Genomic DNA, 18,135 nt, shown 5'->3' with positions numbered 1-18,135 from the left:
ATCGGGCCTTGACGTTACGTTTTCGCCCCCCGACTCTGCGCGAATAAAGTGCGGAGCAATTCATGACAAAAACCGACAACACTCCTGGTTGGCGTGGCACCACAATTCTGGGCGTCCGCAAGGGTGGAAAATTTGTTCTGGCAGGTGATGGTCAGGTTTCTGTCGGCCCCACAATCATGAAGGGCAACGCCAGGAAAGTCAGGAGACTGGCCGACGGGAAAGTTGTTGCCGGTTTTGCCGGCGCAACAGCGGATGCCTTCGCCCTTTTCGAGCGGCTCGAATCCAAGCTTGAGAAGCATTCGGGCCATCTGGCCCGTGCCTGCGTCGAGCTGGCCAAGGACTGGCGGACAGATCGTTATTTGCGTCGTCTCGATGCCATGCTGATCGTGGGCGACAGGGATGCCACTTTTCTGATCACCGGCGCGGGCGATGTGCTTGAACCGGAAGAAGGCGTGGTCGCCGTCGGGTCCGGCGGGAATTACGCTCTGTCCGCGGCGCGTGCGCTCATCGAATATGAAGACGATGCCGAAACCCTCGCTCGCAAGGCGATGGCGATCGCGGCCCGAATTTGCGTCTACACAAACGATCAGTTGACGATAGAAGTGATCAATTCGGCGGACTGATCAGCGCGCGAATATCTGATCATCATTCCGGAAGCTCTTGAATTCCAGAGCATTCCCGCTGGGATCAATGACAAAAAACGTGCCCTGCTCACCGGCCTGTCCCCGGAATCGCACATAGGGTTCGATCAGGAAATCAGCACCGCCGGTCTTCAGCCTCTCTGCCAGATTCTCCCAGTCGGCCCAGTCCATGAGCAAACCGAAATGCCGGACAGGGACTTTCTTGCCATCGACATCATTGGCAATCGCACCGCTACATTCTTCCGGCGCGAAGTGCGCGACAATCTGATGACCAAAGAGATCGAAATCAATCCATTGACCCGGGTCTTCACGGCCCTCCGGGCAGGCCAGAAGGCCGCCGTAGAAGCCACGCGCGGCTTCGAGATCATGAACCGGAAAAGCCAGATGAAACCGGGGGCGGGAGTCGTTTGACATGAATTTCCTCAGCTGCGGGATTTGTGGAAGCCGGTATGGCAGACTACATGATTGGAAGAATTAAACCGGAAAGACCGCCCTGCCCATGACTGATTTTTCTCCGCGCGAAATTGTCTCGGAACTCGACCGTTTCATCATCGGCCAGAAAGACGCCAAACGCGCCGTCGCCATTGCGCTGCGAAATCGCTGGCGCCGGAGCCAGCTGGAACCCGGTCTGCGCGAGGAAGTCACGCCGAAAAACATTCTGATGATCGGGCCCACGGGTGTCGGCAAGACCGAAATATCCCGCCGTCTGGCCAAGTTGGCAAAAGCCCCCTTCCTCAAGGTCGAGGCCACCAAATTCACCGAAGTCGGATATGTCGGCCGGGACGTCGATCAGATTGCCAGAGACCTCGTTGAAATTGCTATTGGTCTCGTGCGGGATGAAAAGCGCGAAGGGGTCCGCGCGCGGGCCCACAAAGCGGCCGAAGACCGTGTCCTGAAGGCATTGGTCGGTGCGACAGCGAGCGACGCCACGAAAGACAGCTTCCGCAAGAAACTGCGCGATGGCGAGCTGGACGACAAGGAAATCGAGATTGATCTCGCTGACAATACGTCGCCTTTTCAGCAACTGGATATTCCGGGAATGCCCGGCGGAGCAGGCGTTCTCAATCTCTCCGACATGTTCGGAAAGGGCATGGGCGGAAAGACCAGGAAAATCCGCACCACGGTCAAGGCGGCTTACGAGCCCTTGATCGCAGAAGAAGCCGACAAGCTGATCGACGAAAGCGCAATTGCCACCGAGGCCATCCGGCTGGTCGAAAATGATGGCATCGTCTTTCTAGACGAGGTCGACAAGATCACGGCGCGTTCCGATGCCCGCGGTGCGGATGTCAGCCGCGAAGGCGTGCAACGCGACCTGTTGCCCCTGATCGAGGGGACAACGGTGACCACCAAGCATGGGCCGGTAAAGACGGACCACATCCTGTTTATCGCATCCGGTGCCTTCCACGTCGCCAAGCCGTCCGACATGCTCCCGGAATTGCAGGGCCGGTTGCCTATCCGGGTGGAGCTCCGCGCTCTGACCAAGGACGATTTCAAGCGCATCCTGACCGAACCGGAAGCCAGCCTGATCAAGCAGTATACGGCGTTGATGGGAACCGAAGGCGTCACGCTCGATTTCACGGAAGAGGCGATCGATGAAATTGCGGGGCTCGCGGCGTCCGTCAATGAAAGCGTTGAAAATATCGGTGCAAGACGGCTTCAGACCGTGATGGAAAAACTGGTGGAAGAAATTTCCTTTACAGCCTCCGACCGCACGGGCGAAACCATCGAAATTGATCGCGAATTTGTCCGCAAAACCGTTGGCGAACTCGCAGCGGACACGGATCTGTCGAAATTCATCCTCTAGCCTGTTCGGATCATCACGTAAAATGCCCCTTCACCGCCATGCCGGCGATGCGCACTGGCATACCCGGAGACCAGGTGACGTAGTTCCGGCTCGGCCAGCCATTCCGGAAAACGGCGGCGGATAACGCCCGGCGCTTCCTCACCCGGCTCACGATTACGGGCCCCGGCCTTTCCCTTTCCGGTGATCACCAGAACAGCACGAAATCCGCGAGATCGCGCCGCATGCAAAAAGTGACCGAGAGACGTGCGGGCCGCGGTCTGCGTCATGCCGTGAAGATCAATCCGGGCATCAATTTCAACCCGGCCACGCCGAAGCCTTCTCTCTGCCGACCGGTCGGCTGGCGGCGGCTTTGCGACGGGAATGACCGGTTTCGGCTTTGTTGCCGGGCGGGTTTGACCAAGGCCGGTTGTTGCTGAAGGTTTTGGTGACGCGCTCAGCTCCGCTTCCATCTCATCGCGGGAAACGTGCAAGGGCGTCACGCTTCTGGTCACCTTCCGCCAGATCTGGCGCTCTTCCGGTTTCAAGCTCCGGCTTGTCATGCCGGCTGAAGCAGGGATTCAGCAACCGCATGGGGCAAGAGCACGATCCATTCGGACTGGGACCGCGTCGAACCCGCCCGCCGTTCGGCCTCCTCACCCCAGCCATAGAAGAAGTCTCCGCGCATCGGGCCGCGTATTGCCCCACCTGTATCCTGCGTCACCATGAGTCCTTGCCAGCCTGGCGCATCAGGCAAATCAGCACTCAGAACCACCGGCACGCCATAGGGCAGAAAGGTCGGATCAACGGCAATCGAGGCCATGGGCGTCAGCGGCAATCCCGCAGCGCCGCGGGGTCCGAGTCCGGGATCGGGCAGGCTTTCCAGACCAAAAAAAACGTAGCGGGGATTCACAGCAAAGAGCTCCGCAGTGGCATCCGGACCATTTTCATTCAACCAGCGCTCAATGCCGGCTTTCGAAGCCTGATGAAGTTCCAGCTCGCCACGCGCCACCAATTCCCGTCCGATTGACGCATAAGGCAAGCCGTTATGCGCGGCAAAGGCCGCGCGAAGGATTTCTCCATCCGGAAAGACCAGCCGTCCGGACCCTTGTATCTGCAGGAAGAAGACATCGATTGGCCGGCCCCAGGCCAAAGGCTCACCCGCGTCTTCAATCTCGATGGCATCGCGGGTCCGATACGGCACAAAACGGTTTCCCTCGACGCGGCCCATCACTCTTTGACCGGCCAGCTCATCGGAAAACGCACCCAGATCTGCTGAAAGAAGATCATCGGGCCGCGCTCGAACCGGCTGGGTAAACACGCCCTGCCGTGTGCGGCGCACCTCGACCTCGGGTTCATAATAGCCGGTCAGAAGGCCGGATTCGGCTTCGGTCGAGGAAATGCGCACCGGTACAAAGTGGGTTTCGAAATAGGCGCGAGGGTCATTGGCGTCGCGCTCACGGCAAACGCTCTGCCAATCCCCCACTCGCCCACCGATTTGAGCGCGCGGGGACATGGGTGTGTCTGCTGGCAAGCGGGCGTTTGAATCACAGGAGCGAATAAAAGCCGAATAGGCGGGCGAAAGATCCAGCGTCGGCCAGGACGCAATGTCAGACCAGTCCAGCCGTTGAAACTGCAGGCTGGACTCTATGACAGGGTCCGGCGGCGAATCCGGAATAGAATCGGGTTCGACACCGTCTTGAGGCGTGCACGACAATAGAATTAGCGAGAGCGCGAGGGTGCTAAGCGGTCTTGACGCCCGCCAGCTTCCAGTTCGGGTCACGGCTGTCAGCATCCTTTTCAAAGGTCCAGATCTCCTCAACCGTATTTAATCGTGTCAGATCACCGGAAACACGTTGCCCGTCCTGATCTTTCGTTTCCGTTGAGATATCCGCCTTGAAACGCACTTTGACGGTGAAAAGCTGACCATTCCGAAAGCTTTCAAGAATTTCGCTTTCAGCAATGCGGTCAATTTCTGTCACGTTGGTCTGCTGACGTTTTTCACGATCTGCAATCGCCTGCTCATACCGGCTGTAGACCCTGGGGGTCAAAAGCGGCTTCAGAGCCGCGCGATCGCCCTTGGCAAAACCTTCGACAACCAGCGCATAGGCTTTCCGGGCACCATCAATGAAGAGGGCCGGGTCCATATCCACCACCCATTTTGAGGCTGCTTCGCCTTCTGTCATGGCGGGAGATAGCTCCTTCGGAGGCTGGTTTTCATCAGATGCGGGCGTGACCGGGCGCAAATCGGGCGTATGGCCCGTTTTCCGGCCCAACACCATGTAAAGGCGATAGCCAAAAAACGCTGCAGCACCGGCGGCAATAAGGAGGGTAATCAGCTCCATGGAAAGATTCAGTCTCCGCTAAATGAACTTTCCTCTTAACATAGGGCGGCATGAAGTGTGAGTCAGCCCGCAGCGACTGTCTTGCTCCGATCTCGCGCACATGTTACCCGCGCGCCTTCCCTTGACCGCCCGGACAGGCCGGGCCTTCGCTTTCGGGTTGGAGAGACAATTATGGCCGATACGCCAGAAACCGGCGCGACACCGCCACAGAATAACGAGCAGAATCTGCCGCAGATGCGGATACTGGCCCAATATATCAAGGACTTGTCCTTTGAGAATCCGGGCGCACCGGCAACGCTTCGCTCCAACCAGACGCAGCCTAGTATTGATCTGAATATTGATGTCCAGGCTAAGGCCCTTGAAGGTAATTCCTACGAGGTCGCCATCATCATGTCCGCCCGCGCACAAAGGGGTGAAGAGACCACTTTCATCTGCGAGCTGACCTATTGTGGTCTGTTTGATCTGGTGAACTTTGACGATGTCTCGCGTCAACCCATGCTTCTGGTGGAATGTCCGCGCCTGATCTTCCCGTATGCGCGCCGCGTTTTTGCCGATGCCACGCGGGATGGAGGCTTCCCGCCACTGATGCTGGAACCTATCGATTTTGCAGGTCTTTATCGCCAGCAACTCGCCAAGCAACAGGCCGCGGCCGGTACCACACCGCCGAATGGCGACGCACCGGTTCAATAGCCGGAAGGATTAGAGCAGCCCGGTCTGTTTCCAGATCGGGCGCTCGCCCAGCGTTTCGACAAATTCCTGATGCGCCGCACGCTCGATTTCCGACAAGCGGGCTGCAAGTGGTTTCGAACGCGCAGGCCGCGGCGGAAAGACTACCAGTCCGCCAGACTCGCCATTATCACCGGACAAATCGAGCGCCCGTTCGCGGCCGCCATTGAGCTCCAGATAGACATCGGCCAGCAAGAGCGCATCAATAATCGCGCCGTGCTTGTCGCGGGTTTCAAGCGAGACGCCAAACCGTTTGCACAAGGCGTCAAGAGATGCATGGGCTCCCGGAAATTTCTTGCGGGCCATGACAACGGTGTCCACCCAGCGTTCATTCGCGATAATGGGCTTACCGATCTTCTCGAGCTCCATATTGATAAAGCCACGGTCGAACGGCGCATTATGCGCCACGACATTGGCATCACCGACAAATTCCAGGAATCCATCGGCGATTTCGGCAAAGAGCGGCTTGTCGGCCAGAAACTCTGCCGTCAGACCGGTGATTTCGGTCACTTTTTCCGGAACACTGCGTTGCGGGTTCACATAGGAATGCCAGGTGCGGCCCGTTGGGATGAAATCCTCAACCTCGACGCAGCCCAGCTCGGTAATCCGGTCTCCGGTGCGTGGATCCAGTCCGGTTGTTTCGGTATCAAAGACTATTTCTCGCATGGATTAGTCACTGGCCTGATTTGTCTCGTGCTTCAATTTCGAGATCAGATCATCCACAGCTTTCCGGGCCGCTTCCAGACCTTCTGACGTATCAATGATGAAGTCGGCGCGCAGTCTTTTTTCGGCATCCGGTGTCTGTCGGGACAGGATTTGATTGTATTTGGCCAACGTCATGCCGTCGCGAGCCAGAACGCGATCGCGCTGAATTTCAGCCGGCGCAGTGACGACAAGAACGCCGTCAACGCCCGCCTCACCGCCTGTTTCAAACAGTAGCGGAATATCGAAAACGACAAGTGCTTCGCCTTCAAGTTCGGCCTGCCTGAGGAATTCATGACGAGTCTGCGCGACAAGCGGGTGAACAATAGCGTTGAGCCGGTCAAATCCTCCGGGATCGGACGCCAGAGCGGCTGACAATTTTGCGCGCGAGACCGCGCCATTCTCGATACATCCCGGAAAGGCGGTCTCGATAAGAGATACCGCCTTGCCGCCCGGTCCATAAAGCTCGTGAACCACGGCATCAGAATCAAAAACGGGTATTCCGGCATCGCGAAACATGGATGCCGTTGTCGATTTTCCCATACCGATGGAACCGGTCAGACCGAGTTTATAGACACTCATGAACCCAAAGCCTTCCTGAGAAGCGTCTCTGCATCTATGGAATCCGGCACGTTTGATCCGAAAAGCGCTTTAAAAGAGGGGCGCGCCTGTCCAATCAACATGGATAGGCCATCGATCACAACAAGACCGGCCGATCTGGCTGAGTCCGTAAACGGCCGCCGGGCCGGAGTATAGACCGTATCAAACACGACCGCTTCGTTCTTACATCTTGAAAAATCGATATCCGGGCTGGACCGACCATCCATGCCCAGACTCGTGGCATTGATAATGATATCCGCCGACTCGGCACCTATCTGGCGTTCAGACCAGTCGACACTCCTGGCGTCAAAATCCCTGGCCAGCCTGTCAGCATTTGCCTGTGTGCGATTTGAAACAACAAGCTCCGATGCATTGTCCTGACGGGCGGCCGCACAGGCCGCGCGCGCGACGCCGCCTGCACCCAATACCAGAACAGAACGACCCTTGAAGCCTTGTCCGCTTTCAGACAGCGCATAATGAATACCCTCAATATCGGTATTCCGGGCCTCGATTGTCCCATCGCTGAAAATCAGAAGATTGGCGGCACCTGTTGCTTCGACACTGGAAGAGCGAGTGTCCGCATTTTCCGCAGCAAGCGTCTTGAATGGCAAGGTGATATTGAGCCCTGCAAGCCCGGACTCGCCTAAAGCCCGGAAACCGCTCACGGAAAAATCATTGACGGCGGGGAATGGCAAATAGGCCGCATCCAGCCCGGCGGCCGCAATCCAGCTATTCATGAGAAGTGGCGAGAGTGAATGTATCACTGGTGCGCCCATCACACCGGCAATACGGGTGCGGCCGGTAATCATGCCATTATGACGCCTTCGCGGCGCAGCAGGCTCAAAACGGGTAAAAGCGGCAATCCGAGAATGGCGTAATAATCGCCTTCAATTTTCTCGAAAATCTGGGCCCCTAGGCCTTCAAAGGCATAGGCTCCCACACTGGCGGTAAGCTCGCCACCGGCTATTTCCATATATTGATCGAGAAAGGCGTCAGAAAAATCGCGGACCGTCAGATAACTATCCTGCGAATGGGTCCAGATGGTTTTTCCATTTCGCACAGCGGCAAGGCCTGAATGAAGAATATGCGTTCTCCCCCGCAGCCGCGAAAGGCGTTCCCGAGCCTCCTCTCGGGACCTGGCCTTGTCATAAAGTGACCCCTCCAGGCTGAGGATTTGATCCGCACCAAGCACGAGCCCATTCTCCGGCACAGTCACAGCCCGGGCCTTGGCTTCGGCCAGTTGAACGGCGAGTGCGGACGGGCCGAGATTCAGCGAAGCCGCCTTGATGGCATCTTCGTCTACGCCGGAGGTTTGTACCTGAAATGGCACGCCAGCGCCTTCGAGTATCTGCCGGCGGATAACGCTGCCGGACGCCAGAACCAGCGGGGTCATTTCAGTTTCGCCTTCCGCTCATTGACCAGATTCAGGATTTTTGCCGCCGTTTCCTCAACCGATCTGCGCGTCACATCAATCGTTGGCCATCCATGGCGGGCATATAATCGTTTCGCCGTAATGATTTCATCCTTCACCGTTGTATCATCGACGTATTCGGTATCCCGGTCCTCGTTGAGCGAGAGAAGCCGGTTGCGGCGGATCTGGACAATGCGTTCGGGCGACGCGGTCAGCCCGACAACCAGCGGCTTATTCAGTTTTTCAATCCCGACCGGTTCCATCGCGCCCCGCACAAGCGGGATATTGGCGGCTTTGACGCCGCGATGAGCAAGATAGATACAGGTCGGCGTTTTTGACGTCCGGCTGACGCCCAGAAGCACAACATCGGCACCTTCCAGATCTCCACCCTGGCCATCATCGTGCATGATCGCGTAATTCAGGGCTTCAATCCGCTCATAATATTGCGCATCAAGATCATGCTGCGCTCCTGCCCGGCTTGAGGGGGGCATGGCCAGATAGCCGGACAGGGTTGCTATGATGGGATCGAGAATGGCAATCGCGGGCACACCGACTTTCTGGCAATGGTCTTCCAGGCGCCGCCGCATATCCGATGACACAATCGTATACATTACCACGCCAGGCGCCCGCTCGATCTCCTGCAGGACCCGGTCAAGCTGACGCGGCGAACGCACGAGCGCATAAAGATGTTCGATCATTTCAACATCTTCGAACTGCGCGACAGAGGCCCGCATCACTTCTCCCAGCGTTTCGCCGGTTGAATCGGAAACGAGGTGAACATGGAAACTGCGTGGGGTTGAATTGGACTTGGGCATGGAAGCTATCGGTCCGGACAGAGGTTAATGATGTGTTAACAAGTCAGGGACTCGTTAACAGGCGCCTGAGTGAATTTGTCTCATCTCCGATCATCGGGGAAATCGGCCGCTTATGTCCATCGCGAATTCACAGGTGGCACAACTGGCGGGAAAACACGCTGCCCAGGACATTTACTCACAATGAAGCCTCGTTTCTACAGATAGAATTCACAGCAATATGATACTTATCTTATTGATAAGAAATAATATTCAGATTTTTCCACTTTTGCGAACAGAATCCGGTTCTGATTTTAACAAATAGGTCAGGATTGCGTGAATATCGTGGAAAACCGACTTGCCCACATAGTTAACGGCCCAACGACTCTCTCAAATCATCAAAAAGGATTCTGAAAGAAGAGGGGAGAAGTGATTAACGCGGATTGCCTTCAGCGATATTGCCCCCTAACCCTCCGATCATGACGAAACAGATTTTGAAAGTTCTCGCTGGTGAAGCACTCGACAGACCACCGGTATGGCTCATGCGTCAGGCCGGGCGCTACTTGCCGGAATACCGCGAGGTTCGTTCGACCGCAAAGAACTTCATTGACTTCTGCCTGACCCCTGAAAAGGCAACAGAAGTCACGCTCCAGCCTATTCGCCGGTTCGGATTTGATGGATCTATTCTGTTTGCGGATATTCTATTGATTCCAATGACTTTGGGACGGAAAGTGTGGTTTGTTGCGGGCGAGGGACCCAAGCTCGATCCGTTGACAGCAGATGACATTGCGTCGCTCGAGATTGGAGATGTCGAAGGCATACTGGGTCCTGTGGGTCAGACCGTTGCCAATCTTTCGGTAGCACTTCCAGAGGAAACCACCCTTATCGGTTTTGCCGGGTCACCCTGGACGGTTGCGACCTATATGATTGAGGGTGGCGGTTCCAAGGATCGCTGGAATGCGCGGCGGATGTATTGGGAAAATCCGGAAGCCATGGAAAAACTCCTGAACCTGATTGCCGATGCCACCATCCGGTATCTGGTCATGCAGGCCAATGCGGGTGCCGAAGTTCTCAAATTGTTTGATAGCTGGGCCGAGGGTTTGCCGCCGCCCATGTTCGAAGACGTTGTTATCCGTCCCACCCGGCGCATCGTTGACGGTTTGCGCGCAGCAGGTATTGCCTGTCCGGTTATGGGTTTCCCCAAAGGCGCCGGGCCGAATTATCTGGCCTATGCAGAACAGACAGGCGTGACAGCCCTCGCGCTGGATCATGGCTTGAATACGCAATGGGCTCTCGAAAATCTGCCCGAAGATCTGCCATTGCAAGGCCATCTTGATCCCGCCGTATTGCGCGCCGGCGGTGATGCGCTTGACGGAGAAGTCGAGCGTATCATTTCAGCCTTTCGGGGCCGGCCGCATATTTTCAATCTGGGCCATGGCATAACACCGGATGTCCCCATTGCACACGTCGAGCAACTCGTCCGGAAAATCAGAGGCGATTAGGCATGGCACGAAAGATTGCGGTGGTTTTGTTCAATCTGGGCGGACCGGACGGTCCGGACGATGTGCAGCCTTTCCTACGGAATCTGTTCCGCGATCCCGCAATCATCGGCGCGCCCAAACCCATCCGCGAAGCGCTGGCCTGGTTCATATCGAAAACACGCGCCCCGTCGGCCCGCAAGAATTATGAGTTGATGGGAGGAGGGTCACCACTCCTGCCGGAATCGCAAAAACAAGCGGATGCACTCATTGCCGAATTGAGAAAATCCCGTCCGGAAGATGAATTCAGAACTTTCATTGCCATGCGTTACTGGCATCCCTTCGTCTCGGAAGCCGTCGAGGCTGTGAAGAACTGGGATGCTGATGAGATCGTTCTTCTGCCGCTTTATCCGCAATTTTCGACCTCGACGACGGGCTCATCGCTCACCGGATGGGAAGAGGCGGAGGGTCCAGCATCCCGCACGATCTGTTGCTATCCGGAAGAATCCTCTTTCATTTCGGCGCATGCCGACCTCGTTCGGCAGACCTGGATTGAAGCTGGTTCGCCGGAATCTGTCCGCTTGCTGTTTTCTGCTCATGGCTTGCCGGAACGCATTGTTGCACAGGGCGATCCATATCAATGGCAGATCGAACAGACATCTGCTGCTGTGGCAAGGCAATTGCCGGAGATAGACGACTGGCAGATTTGTTATCAATCCCGGGTAGGTCCGTTGAAGTGGATTGGTCCATCAACAGAAGAATCGATTGATCAGGCCGCCAGTGACGGAAAAGGCATCCTTCTAACGCCCATCGCCTTTGTGTCGGAGCATATTGAGACGCTCGTCGAGCTCGACGATGAATATGGGCAACTGGCCGCAGAGAAGGGTATTGAAACCTATCTGCGCGTCCCGGCTCTGGGTGTGCATACGGGATATATTGAAACACTTTCGCGCCTCACACTTGACGCTTTGGAGGGACCGGTCGGTTTGAAGCCGCCATGCGGCAAGCGCATTTGTCCGGCCGGTTTCAAAAAATGTCCCAACCGGATGGAATTCGATGTCTGAGATTATACTCGGCGGCTATGACTGGTTTAGAGGCCTGCACATTCTGGCTGTCATCGCCTGGATGGCCGGCCTCCTCTATTTGCCGCGATTGTTTATCTACCATTGTAATGCAATTCCGGGCGGCGAACTGGATGAAACACTCAAATTACAGGAACACCGCCTGCTCAAACTGATCATGAATCCCGCGATGATCGCAGCCTGGATTTTCGGGCTCTTGTTGATCTGGTCAAATGCCGAGCGGTCGGGCGGGTGGTCGATTTTCCACGAATGGGATTGGCTGGTGAAACTTTCAGCGGTGATCCTGATGACGGGTTTGCATCACATATTTGCCATTCGGAAAAAGCGGTTCGAGGCCGGGAGCAATGACTGGCCCCAGCGCAAATACCGGATCTACAATGAAATTCCGGCCGTTCTCGCCATCGTGATTGTGCTGATTGCGACCGTTGCCTTGCGTTAAGGCGATCTTGACGATCTGCGCTGCCTGTGTCACTCGTTTTGAAAGTTTCGCGTTCGCGAAATGTCTTTCCCGGTGTGCGCCCGATCTCTGGCGAACCCGGAAACCCTGACACTCCCGTTTTGACCGTTCCATTTCCAAGTGGAATCCGTCCGACAAACAGGCTTTGAAACTGAACTCCCGACCCCTGACGACACAAGTGAGTCCCGATGTCTGACTATAATGATGACAATGACAATGAAACTGAAGACGACGACCTCGAAAATGAGGGCGAAAACGATTCAGACGAGCTCGACAATGAGCCCAAGCAATTGCCGGAATTGCTCGCGGGCATGACGCGTATGACCCTTCAGGAATTGAAGGAGAAAAAGCCCACCGAATTGCTGCAGATCGCTGAAGCCCTCGATATCGAGAATGCCGCGACCATGCGCAAACAGGGCATCATGTTTGCCGTTCTGAAAGAAGTGGCGGAACGTGGCGTAGAGATTTCCGGCGGCGGCACACTGGAGATTCTCCAGGATGGATTCGGATTTCTCAGGTCTCCGGAAGCGAACTATCTGGCCGGGCCGGACGATATCTATGTGTCACCCAACCAGATCAAGAAATTCGGCCTGCGGACGGGCGATACAGTCGAAGGGGCAATTCGGGCGCCGAGGCGGGGTGAGCGATATTTCGCGCTTCTCAAGATCGGCCTGATCAATTTTGTGGATCCGGAAGCGGCGCGTCACAAAATCCACTTCGATAATCTGACGCCGCTTTATCCTGAAGAGCGCTTCAATCTGGAACTTCCGGACCCGACCAAGAAAGACAAGACCGGCCGCGTGATTGATATTGTCGCGCCGATCGGCAAGGGACAGCGCGCCCTTATCGTTGCACCGCCGCGAACCGGTAAAACGATGATCCTGCAGAATATTGCCCATGCCATCGAAACCAATCACCCCAATTGCTATCTCATAGTTCTTCTGATTGATGAGCGACCCGAAGAAGTGACGGACATGCAGCGGACGGTGAAGGGTGAGGTGATTGCCTCAACCTTCGATGAGCCCGCGACGCGCCACGTTCAGGTCGCTGACATGGTCATCGAAAAAGCAAAGCGTCTGGTTGAGCATGGCCGCGATGTCGTGATCCTGCTGGATTCCATCACCCGCCTGGGCCGAGCCTACAACACGGTTGTGCCTTCATCCGGTAAGGTATTGACCGGCGGTGTGGATGCCAACGCCCTGCAACGCCCGAAACGTTTCTTCGGCGCAGCCCGGAATATCGAGAATGGCGGATCATTGTCGATTATTGCGACGGCGCTGATTGATACCGGCTCACGCATGGATGAGGTCATCTTCGAGGAATTCAAGGGGACAGGTAACTCGGAAATCGTGCTGGACCGGAAAGTTGCGGACAAGCGCGTCTTCCCGGCCATCGACATCCTCAAATCCGGCACCCGGAAAGAGGAATTGCTCGTCGACAAGGTTGATTTGCAGAAAACCTATGTTCTGCGGCGCATTCTCAACCCGATGGGGGCCCAGGATGCGATTGATTTCCTTTTGTCCAAGCTCAAGGAAACAAAGCAGAATTCAGAATTCTTTGACTCTATGAATACCTGATACGGGGAGAAAGGGGCGCTGGCCGCCCCTTTTTTCCGCAAAAGACACTTGCATAGCATGTATGCTTGTTATACATGATACGTGCTATGCAAGATAAAGACCTGCTCACCGCCTGGAAATCCCAGCTTCGCAAAGGCGCGGCCGAACTGGCCGTTCTGGCCTATCTAAGACGCCACGAAGCCTATGGGCTCGAGATTCTCAATGCGCTGTCGCGTGGCTCGAGCTTCGAGGTCAGCGAAGGCAGCATCTATCCCCTACTGAAGCGCCTGGAGAAAGCAGACAAGATCATCAGCCGCTGGGTTGAGGCAGAAGACGGTGGGGCGCGCCGGAAGTATTACAGGCTTTCGCCTGATGGCGAGCGTCTGCTCGAACTGATGCGGGCCGAATGGCAGAGCTTTCGCCGCGATCTCACCGACATGGTTGAAGGAGGCGGGTCATGACCCTCTCGAAAGACAAATTCCTTTCCCGGCTCGATTCCTGTCTGGCCGGAATTTCCGAATCCGAGCGTCGCGATATTCTCGATGAAGCCAGGTCCCATCTCGAGGATTGCGCCCGCGAAGGCGAACAGCGTCTGGCCGAAGCGCTTGCCGGTTTCGGTACGCCCGAGAACTATGCCCGCGCCTTCATCGAGGAAGCGCAACTGCGCAAGGCGCTCGTGAGTGGTTCGCCGGGACAGCTCCTGTTGAGCGTGCTTTCTGTTGCGGGCCGGAGCGTTCTGGCATTCGTGGGATTCATACTGATTTCAATCGGCTATCTGTTTGCCGGTACCTTCTTCCTGCTCGTGGTTGTCGAGCTTGTTCTGCCCGCCCAGACCGGCCTCTTTACAGGTCCGGATGTCCAGCCTTTTGCGCTTGGCGTAATGGCCGGTGACGGTCCTCCTCCGGGTACAACCGAACATCTCGGTGCTTTCATGGCGCCGGTGATGGCTGTGGCAGGCGGTGTGACCACCGTTCTGACACTCCTTTTCTCGCGTTTGGTCGTCGCGAGATTGCTGAAGCGGCGTTAGAAGCCGCCAACTCTCCTCCCCTAAACGAAAGGTCAATAAAATGAACATGTTAAAAGTCGCGCTTGGCGCGGCAACAATATCCCTTTGCCTGAATTCAGGCATTGCAGAAGCTCAGACCCGCGAGAATTTCGAGATTGTGGCTCCGGATGGATACACGATCGCAGCTGATCTGGCCTTGCCGGACGGATGGAGTGAAGCGGTGCCGGTGGTACTTCTGATTTCCGGATCAGGTCCGCAGGATCGCGAGGCCTCGCTTTTCGGCGGCCAGTATGCGGCCCATCCCGCCTGGCGGAATGCTTTCATCGAAGCTGGCATTGCGGTCATGTCTTTCGATGAGGCCGGTCAAGGGGAATCCGGAGGCAATTGGAGCGATATGGGTATCCATGACATGGTGGAGATTGGTCAGCGCCTGATCATGCGGGCCCGCAACCATGCCGCCATTGATTCGGACCGTGTCTTTGTGCTCGGCCATAGCGAGGGCGGCATGATTGCGTCGCTGATCTCGGCTCGGGACGATGAACTGGCCGGTCTCGTTCTGGTGGCGTCGCCTGGCCGCGCCCTGCCGGAAGTCCTGGAATATCAATTGCGGTTGAATGCCTCCGAACAAACAGAAGACCTGGCGGAGCAGGAAGAAATTTTTGCAAACCTGCAGACGCAGTGGATGGGAATGATCGAGCAGAATGCAACGCTGCTGGAAGCCTTCCACATGGATCCGCTTGCGCTTGCAGCAGACATTCAGTCACCTGTGATCATTCTTCAGGGATGGTCGGACTGGCAGGTCGAGCCAGACCAGGCCTGGGCGCTGGCGCGTGCCATTGGCGAGGCGGGTGGCTCTGTGGACTTGCATATGTTTGACGACGTCAATCATTTGTTGATCCGCGATCCCGCAGGTCAGACCGAATACGAGAATCTGACGGACTTCACATTGGACGCCGAATTGCTGTCCATAGGTGTGAACTGGGTCCTGAACGCTTCGCAATAGGCGGTTGATCCTTTACCTGATTCCGGTGAGATAGGCAGACTTGTCTCACCGGATACGGATTTCACCATGCCCACACCCGACATTACGCTTTTTCACGCACCCATGAGCCGCTCGCTTCGGCCCCGCTGGGTGCTCGAGGAAATGGGAATTCCCTACGAAATCGAACAGCCGGCTTTTGATCGGGGTGATGTCGGGGGAGCAGCCTATAAAGCGATAAATCCGCTTCAGAAGATCCCCGCCCTTCAGGATGGCGATATCGTTATCCTGGAATCGCTTGCCCAGAGCCAGTATCTCGCCGAGCGCTATGGACCCAGCCCGCTGATCGTGAAATCGGATGAAGCCGACTATCCACGCTATCTGGAATGGCTGTTCTTTGGCGAGGCGACGATGTGCACGGCCGTCAATCTGACCCTGGCCCATGCCGCCCTTCTGCCCGAAGCGCAGCGAAATCCGGCTCTGGCGCGCTGGGGCAAGGCCGAGTTTCTGAAACACTGCCAATTGCTGGCAGAGCGAGGATTGGCCGATGACCGGGAGTGGCTGGCGGGAGGCCGTTTCACGCTGGCCGATGTCTCGGTGGTTTACATGCTCTTCCTGATGAAGATCGTGAAGCAATTCGACGGCGTGCCGGAAACCGTGAACGCCTACTTCAAACGGGCGACCGCACTGGACAGCTGGAAGCGGGCGAGCGCGGACTAGTCATCAATTCCGCAATACAGAGTCCAGCGACCGAAGGCTTCCACGGCCGCTTCGGGACTATCCGATGCCAGCAATTCGACATGCATCTGGTCGATAAAGGCATAATCGATCGTCCCCTCGGCCTCGCCCGGGAAGTCATGCATGGCCGTCTCGATAGTCTGGCCGGTCAGGAAGGCTTCGGTGCGGGCATCGGGCACGCCGCGCCCGACCCAGCTGATCAAGGGATCAATGTCCAGCTCGCTGTTGAGCACGGTGTAGTGGTCTGTGAAGGGCAGGGATATCCCGATCTCCGTTGAAACGGCCTGCACCGGATCGGCCAGGGCGACATCATAGACAATGATCAGGGATTGTTGGGCCATGCCGGCATCAACAGCGAGCTGAGCGGCCCGGGCGGGATCAATGCCCTTGAGATCGAGTTCGAGATAAATTCCGGCTTCGCGGGCGGTGGTGAAGGCGTCTTCGAGTGTCGGGATCCGTTCGCGTGTCCGGCGGCCCTGCGCATCCAGCAGCCGGATTTCGCTCAGCTCGGCAAGGGTCATCGCGGAAACCTCTCCGCTTCCCGTCGTGGTCCGATCCAGCGTTGAATCGTGCATCAGAACGATATGCCCGTCCGCTGTTTCGCGAAGATCGATTTCCGCAAAAGCGGCACCCAGTTCCGCGGACCGGCGAAGACCGGCCAGTGAATTTTCCGGAATACCGGGCGCAAAGCCGCCGGCTCTGTGAACCGCGACCAGCGTGGCGTCGGCCTCCCGCGCACAATCCAGCAAATCGGAGACGGGAGGCAGGGGCGGCCCGGCCTGAAGGGAGAAAGCGAGAAGGGCGCTGGTCAGCGGCATGATGAGTCCTATCCGATGTGGGCCTGCAGGAAAGCGCGGCTACGGGTATTGGCCAGATCTGCAGCCCGGGCATCAAAATGGGCTCCGCCCTGCCGGGCAAAAGCGTGATCCTGCTCTGGATAGTCGTGAAGTGTGACGCTCGCTTGATCGTCGAGGCCCTTATGCATGGCTTTCTGGGCGGCGGCATCAACGAATTCGTCCTTACCGGCAATATGAAGCATGAGATGGCCGGAAATATTGTCGGCTTCGGTCAGAAACTTGGCGATATTGACGCCGTAATAGCCGACGCTGGCTTCGACACCGGTCCGGCAAGCCGTCAAATAGGCCAGAAGCCCTCCCAGGCAGTAGCCAATGGCCCCGACCTTGTTGTTGGACGAATCCCGGCGTGCATGTTCAAGGGTTGTGGCAATATCCTTGACGCCGAGATCCACGTCGAACTTGCCGAACAGATCAAAAGCCTTGTCCCACTCTTCCTGAGTCTGGTCGGTGATATCAATGCCGGGCTCAATCCGCCAGAAGAGGTCCGGACAGATGGCGATATAGCCCTGCTCTGCCAGGTCATCGCAGATATCCCGCATCACCTGATTGATGCCGAAGATTTCCTGAATAACGATGATGGCCGGACCGCTTCCGCCTTTGGGCGCGGCGCGATAGGCTTGGAAATCGCCATCCGGACTGTGAATCGTGATCATTTCGGTGGTCATGAAAGACTCCCTTGATTTGCTTTTTGCAGCGTCTCACGTCAGAGGATATAAGCTATGACGTCAACAACAAGGGAAGCTGTCCATGAAGGTCAAGATCGATATCGACTGCACCCCGGCGGAAGCGCGTGCATTTTTTGGCCTTCCGGATGTGACGCCTCTGAATGAGGCCATGGTCAAGGAAATGTCCAAACGTATGCAGGAGAACATGTCTTCGCTTGAGCCGGACGTATTGATGAAGAACTGGATGAGCTTTGGTGGCCAGATGCAGGATCAATTCATGACGCTCATGCGTCAGGCCGGAACGCCGCCGAAAGACTAGTT

23 protein-coding genes are annotated in these 18,135 nt (G+C 56.5%); 12 read left to right on the top strand and 11 right to left on the bottom strand.

From position 1 onward, the window contains the following. Window positions 1-62: 62 nt before the first annotated feature. Window positions 63-623: an ATP-dependent protease subunit HslV gene (gene hslV, locus P0D52_RS14155; RefSeq protein WP_394693293.1), complete on the top strand. Its 561-nt coding sequence runs from the start codon at window positions 63-65 to the stop codon at window positions 621-623. Here the strand turns inward: hslV and P0D52_RS14150 are convergent, their stop codons facing one another. After that, window positions 624-1,055 (bottom strand): VOC family protein, encoded by a 432-nt coding sequence (locus P0D52_RS14150; RefSeq protein ID WP_394693292.1) that lies wholly within the window; start codon window positions 1,053-1,055, stop codon window positions 624-626. A gap of 85 nt (window positions 1,056-1,140) precedes the next feature. Here P0D52_RS14150 and hslU point away from each other — a divergent pair, with 85 nt between their 5' ends. Further along, on the top strand, window positions 1,141-2,445 hold the full coding sequence (gene hslU, locus P0D52_RS14145) for an ATP-dependent protease ATPase subunit HslU (protein ID WP_394693291.1): 1,305 nt from the start codon (window positions 1,141-1,143) through the stop codon (window positions 2,443-2,445). On the opposite strand, the gene P0D52_RS14140 is transcribed toward hslU, so the two are convergent. From P0D52_RS14140 to P0D52_RS14130, 3 genes are all read right to left on the bottom strand, one after another. Next, complete coding sequence (locus P0D52_RS14140) at window positions 2,442-2,984, bottom strand: Smr/MutS family protein (RefSeq protein WP_394693290.1); 543 nt, start codon at window positions 2,982-2,984, stop codon at window positions 2,442-2,444. The two genes, hslU and P0D52_RS14140, sit on opposite strands and share 4 nt — an antisense overlap. Next, window positions 2,981-3,937: a murein transglycosylase A gene (locus tag P0D52_RS14135; RefSeq protein WP_394693289.1), complete on the bottom strand. Its 957-nt coding sequence runs from the start codon at window positions 3,935-3,937 to the stop codon at window positions 2,981-2,983. The genes P0D52_RS14140 and P0D52_RS14135 overlap by 4 nt, the downstream gene beginning before the upstream one ends. Before the next feature lie 226 nt (window positions 3,938-4,163). Continuing rightward, a complete protein-coding gene (locus tag P0D52_RS14130; RefSeq protein WP_394693288.1) occupies window positions 4,164-4,766 on the bottom strand; it encodes a Tim44/TimA family putative adaptor protein in 603 nt (200 codons plus the stop codon). Between the two features lie 171 nt (window positions 4,767-4,937). Between P0D52_RS14130 and secB the strand changes: the two genes are divergently transcribed. After that, a complete protein-coding gene (gene secB / locus P0D52_RS14125; protein WP_394693287.1) occupies window positions 4,938-5,456 on the top strand; it encodes a protein-export chaperone SecB in 519 nt (172 codons plus the stop codon). 9 nt (window positions 5,457-5,465) lie between these two features. Here secB and dnaQ read toward each other — a convergent pair whose 3' ends face one another. The 5 genes from dnaQ to P0D52_RS14100 are packed head-to-tail and all read right to left on the bottom strand — an operon-like array spanning window position 5,466 to window position 9,020. Continuing rightward, entirely contained in the window at window positions 5,466-6,158 is a 693-nt protein-coding gene (gene dnaQ, locus P0D52_RS14120; RefSeq protein ID WP_394693286.1) for a DNA polymerase III subunit epsilon, read from the bottom strand. 3 nt (window positions 6,159-6,161) lie between these two features. Beyond that, window positions 6,162-6,776, bottom strand: coding sequence for a dephospho-CoA kinase (coaE, locus tag P0D52_RS14115; RefSeq protein WP_394693285.1), 615 nt, complete (start codon window positions 6,774-6,776; stop codon window positions 6,162-6,164). Further along, complete coding sequence (locus P0D52_RS14110) at window positions 6,773-7,603, bottom strand: shikimate dehydrogenase family protein (RefSeq protein WP_394693284.1); 831 nt, start codon at window positions 7,601-7,603, stop codon at window positions 6,773-6,775. The genes coaE and P0D52_RS14110 overlap by 4 nt, the downstream gene beginning before the upstream one ends. After that, the gene (locus P0D52_RS14105; RefSeq protein WP_394693283.1) at window positions 7,600-8,187 is read right to left on the bottom strand and encodes a Maf family protein; all 588 of its coding nucleotides are present in this window, start codon (window positions 8,185-8,187) and stop codon (window positions 7,600-7,602) included. Before P0D52_RS14105 ends, P0D52_RS14110 begins: the two co-directional genes overlap by 4 nt. Next, complete coding sequence (locus tag P0D52_RS14100) at window positions 8,184-9,020, bottom strand: pyruvate, water dikinase regulatory protein (RefSeq protein ID WP_394693282.1); 837 nt, start codon at window positions 9,018-9,020, stop codon at window positions 8,184-8,186. Before P0D52_RS14100 ends, P0D52_RS14105 begins: the two co-directional genes overlap by 4 nt. A gap of 434 nt (window positions 9,021-9,454) precedes the next feature. On the opposite strand from P0D52_RS14100, the gene hemE reads away from it, so the two are divergent. The 8 genes from hemE to P0D52_RS14060 all read left to right on the top strand — a co-directional run bounded on the left by hemE (window position 9,455) and on the right by P0D52_RS14060 (window position 16,274). Further along, window positions 9,455-10,498, top strand: a complete 1,044-nt coding sequence (gene hemE, locus P0D52_RS14095) for a uroporphyrinogen decarboxylase (protein ID WP_394693281.1) — start codon at window positions 9,455-9,457, stop codon at window positions 10,496-10,498. Between the two features lie 2 nt (window positions 10,499-10,500). Further along, on the top strand, window positions 10,501-11,538 hold the full coding sequence (gene hemH, locus P0D52_RS14090; protein WP_394693280.1) for a ferrochelatase: 1,038 nt from the start codon (window positions 10,501-10,503) through the stop codon (window positions 11,536-11,538). Beyond that, on the top strand, window positions 11,531-11,995 hold the full coding sequence (locus P0D52_RS14085; RefSeq protein ID WP_394693279.1) for a CopD family protein: 465 nt from the start codon (window positions 11,531-11,533) through the stop codon (window positions 11,993-11,995). Before hemH ends, P0D52_RS14085 begins: the two co-directional genes overlap by 8 nt. Window positions 11,996-12,324: 329 nt before the next feature. Continuing rightward, complete coding sequence (gene rho / locus P0D52_RS14080) at window positions 12,325-13,590, top strand: transcription termination factor Rho (protein ID WP_394694801.1); 1,266 nt, start codon at window positions 12,325-12,327, stop codon at window positions 13,588-13,590. An 86-nt stretch (window positions 13,591-13,676) separates the two neighbouring features. Continuing rightward, entirely contained in the window at window positions 13,677-14,030 is a 354-nt protein-coding gene (locus tag P0D52_RS14075) for a PadR family transcriptional regulator (RefSeq protein WP_394693278.1), read from the top strand. Then, window positions 14,027-14,596 (top strand): HAAS signaling domain-containing protein, encoded by a 570-nt coding sequence (locus tag P0D52_RS14070; protein WP_394693277.1) that lies wholly within the window; start codon window positions 14,027-14,029, stop codon window positions 14,594-14,596. The genes P0D52_RS14075 and P0D52_RS14070 overlap by 4 nt, the downstream gene beginning before the upstream one ends. A gap of 40 nt (window positions 14,597-14,636) precedes the next feature. Continuing rightward, complete coding sequence (locus P0D52_RS14065; RefSeq protein WP_394693276.1) at window positions 14,637-15,578, top strand: alpha/beta hydrolase family protein; 942 nt, start codon at window positions 14,637-14,639, stop codon at window positions 15,576-15,578. Window positions 15,579-15,644: 66 nt separating this feature from the next. After that, complete coding sequence (locus P0D52_RS14060; protein WP_394693275.1) at window positions 15,645-16,274, top strand: glutathione S-transferase family protein; 630 nt, start codon at window positions 15,645-15,647, stop codon at window positions 16,272-16,274. Here the strand turns inward: P0D52_RS14060 and P0D52_RS14055 are convergent. Continuing rightward, window positions 16,271-17,110 (bottom strand): glycerophosphodiester phosphodiesterase family protein, encoded by an 840-nt coding sequence (locus tag P0D52_RS14055; protein ID WP_394693274.1) that lies wholly within the window; start codon window positions 17,108-17,110, stop codon window positions 16,271-16,273. The two genes, P0D52_RS14060 and P0D52_RS14055, sit on opposite strands and share 4 nt — an antisense overlap. Before the next feature lie 8 nt (window positions 17,111-17,118). After that, on the bottom strand, window positions 17,119-17,814 hold the full coding sequence (locus P0D52_RS14050) for a dienelactone hydrolase family protein (RefSeq protein WP_394693273.1): 696 nt from the start codon (window positions 17,812-17,814) through the stop codon (window positions 17,119-17,121). 82 nt (window positions 17,815-17,896) lie between these two features. Between P0D52_RS14050 and P0D52_RS14045 the strand changes: the two genes are divergently transcribed. Continuing rightward, window positions 17,897-18,133, top strand: a complete 237-nt coding sequence (locus P0D52_RS14045) for a DUF6489 family protein (protein ID WP_394693272.1) — start codon at window positions 17,897-17,899, stop codon at window positions 18,131-18,133. The last annotated feature ends 2 nt before the right edge of the window (window positions 18,134-18,135 follow it).

The sequence above is a fragment of the Hyphobacterium sp. genome (genome assembly GCF_043584775.1).
Taxonomy (GTDB): domain Bacteria; phylum Pseudomonadota; class Alphaproteobacteria; order Caulobacterales; family Maricaulaceae; genus Hyphobacterium.
The sequence above is the reverse complement of the archived record's forward strand: the minus strand, read 5'-3'. Positions and strand labels throughout refer to the sequence as shown.

Bases quoted from the DNA above. Each gene is read 5' to 3' on its own strand.
- P0D52_RS14055 (WP_394693274.1), bottom strand. From the start codon at position 17,110: ATGCCGCTGACCAGCGCCCTTCTCGCTTTCTCCCTTCAGGCCGGGCCG.
- P0D52_RS14105 (WP_394693283.1), bottom strand. From the start codon at position 8,187: ATGACCCCGCTGGTTCTGGCGTCCGGCAGCGTTATCCGCCGGCAGATA.
- dnaQ (WP_394693286.1), bottom strand. From the start codon at position 6,158: ATGCGAGAAATAGTCTTTGATACCGAAACAACCGGACTGGATCCACGC.
- P0D52_RS14135 (WP_394693289.1), bottom strand. From the start codon at position 3,937: ATGTCCCCGCGCGCTCAAATCGGTGGGCGAGTGGGGGATTGGCAGAGC.
- P0D52_RS14110 (WP_394693284.1), bottom strand. From the start codon at position 7,603: ATGATTACCGGCCGCACCCGTATTGCCGGTGTGATGGGCGCACCAGTG.
- P0D52_RS14065 (WP_394693276.1), top strand. From the start codon at position 14,637: ATGAACATGTTAAAAGTCGCGCTTGGCGCGGCAACAATATCCCTTTGC.
- P0D52_RS14045 (WP_394693272.1), top strand. From the start codon at position 17,897: ATGAAGGTCAAGATCGATATCGACTGCACCCCGGCGGAAGCGCGTGCA.
- P0D52_RS14085 (WP_394693279.1), top strand. From the start codon at position 11,531: ATGTCTGAGATTATACTCGGCGGCTATGACTGGTTTAGAGGCCTGCAC.
- P0D52_RS14060 (WP_394693275.1), top strand. From the start codon at position 15,645: ATGCCCACACCCGACATTACGCTTTTTCACGCACCCATGAGCCGCTCG.
- P0D52_RS14075 (WP_394693278.1), top strand. From the start codon at position 13,677: ATGCAAGATAAAGACCTGCTCACCGCCTGGAAATCCCAGCTTCGCAAA.
- coaE (WP_394693285.1), bottom strand. From the start codon at position 6,776: ATGAGTGTCTATAAACTCGGTCTGACCGGTTCCATCGGTATGGGAAAA.
- rho (WP_394694801.1), top strand. From the start codon at position 12,325: ATGACGCGTATGACCCTTCAGGAATTGAAGGAGAAAAAGCCCACCGAA.
- hslU (WP_394693291.1), top strand. From the start codon at position 1,141: ATGACTGATTTTTCTCCGCGCGAAATTGTCTCGGAACTCGACCGTTTC.
- P0D52_RS14070 (WP_394693277.1), top strand. From the start codon at position 14,027: ATGACCCTCTCGAAAGACAAATTCCTTTCCCGGCTCGATTCCTGTCTG.
- P0D52_RS14050 (WP_394693273.1), bottom strand. From the start codon at position 17,814: ATGACCACCGAAATGATCACGATTCACAGTCCGGATGGCGATTTCCAA.
- P0D52_RS14150 (WP_394693292.1), bottom strand. From the start codon at position 1,055: ATGTCAAACGACTCCCGCCCCCGGTTTCATCTGGCTTTTCCGGTTCAT.
- secB (WP_394693287.1), top strand. From the start codon at position 4,938: ATGGCCGATACGCCAGAAACCGGCGCGACACCGCCACAGAATAACGAG.
- P0D52_RS14140 (WP_394693290.1), bottom strand. From the start codon at position 2,984: ATGACAAGCCGGAGCTTGAAACCGGAAGAGCGCCAGATCTGGCGGAAG.
- hemH (WP_394693280.1), top strand. From the start codon at position 10,501: ATGGCACGAAAGATTGCGGTGGTTTTGTTCAATCTGGGCGGACCGGAC.
- P0D52_RS14100 (WP_394693282.1), bottom strand. From the start codon at position 9,020: ATGCCCAAGTCCAATTCAACCCCACGCAGTTTCCATGTTCACCTCGTT.
- P0D52_RS14130 (WP_394693288.1), bottom strand. From the start codon at position 4,766: ATGGAGCTGATTACCCTCCTTATTGCCGCCGGTGCTGCAGCGTTTTTT.
- hslV (WP_394693293.1), top strand. From the start codon at position 63: ATGACAAAAACCGACAACACTCCTGGTTGGCGTGGCACCACAATTCTG.